This window comes from Kosakonia pseudosacchari (genome assembly GCF_900184035.1).
Taxonomy (GTDB): domain Bacteria; phylum Pseudomonadota; class Gammaproteobacteria; order Enterobacterales; family Enterobacteriaceae; genus Kosakonia; species Kosakonia pseudosacchari.
The window spans coordinates 1-719 of sequence record NZ_FXWP01000024.1 but is presented as its reverse complement, the minus strand read 5'-3'; the positions used below and the strand labels follow the sequence as shown (position 1 = coordinate 719).

The window sequence follows — 719 nt, the reverse complement described above, 5'->3', positions numbered from 1 at the left end:
GAAGTAGGTAGCTTAACCTTCGGGAGGGCGCTTACCACTTTGTGATTCATGACTGGGGTGAAGTCGTAACAAGGTAACCGTAGGGGAACCTGCGGTTGGATCACCTCCTTACCTTAAAGAACCGTTCCCTGCAGTGTCCACACAGATTGTCTGATGAAATAACGAGCAGTAAAAATCTCTGCAGGCTTGTAGCTCAGGTGGTTAGAGCGCACCCCTGATAAGGGTGAGGTCGGTGGTTCAAGTCCACTCAGGCCTACCAAATTCATGCTGATACTGCGTTGTGGCAACGCTCACATACTGATGTATGCTTCGCGTCACCCCGCCTTGTCTCAGAATGAATTACGGGTATACGGGATTTAACTACGATGGGGCTATAGCTCAGCTGGGAGAGCGCCTGCTTTGCACGCAGGAGGTCTGCGGTTCGATCCCGCATAGCTCCACCATCTTTACTGCAGAAACCAAGAAAACTTCAGAGTACACATTCTGTGTGTGCTGCGAAGTTTTGCTCTTTAAAAATCTGGATCAAGCTGAAAATTGAAACACTGGACAGTGCGAACTGTTCTGTGAGTCTCTCAAATTTTTGCGACACGCGGATGTTTCACGAAACATCTTCGGGTTGTGAGGTTAAGCGACTAAGCGTACACGGTGGATGCCCTGGCAGTCAGAGGCGATGAAGGACGTGCTAATCTGCGAAAAGCGCCGGTAAGGTGATATGAACC

General features: G+C 49.7%; 2 tRNA genes and 2 rRNA genes. All 4 read left to right on the top strand.

The features are described 5' to 3' along the window. A 16S ribosomal RNA gene (locus BN2591_RS18600) occupies nt 1–111 on the top strand; the annotation flags it as partial. A 71-nt stretch (nt 112–182) separates the two neighbouring features. Next, a tRNA-Ile gene (locus tag BN2591_RS18595) sits at nt 183–259 on the top strand. 108 nt (nt 260–367) lie between these two features. After that, nucleotides 368–443, top strand: a tRNA-Ala gene (locus BN2591_RS18590). Nucleotides 444–622: 179 nt separating this feature from the next. Beyond that, nucleotides 623–719 (top strand): 23S ribosomal RNA (locus tag BN2591_RS18585); the annotation flags it as partial.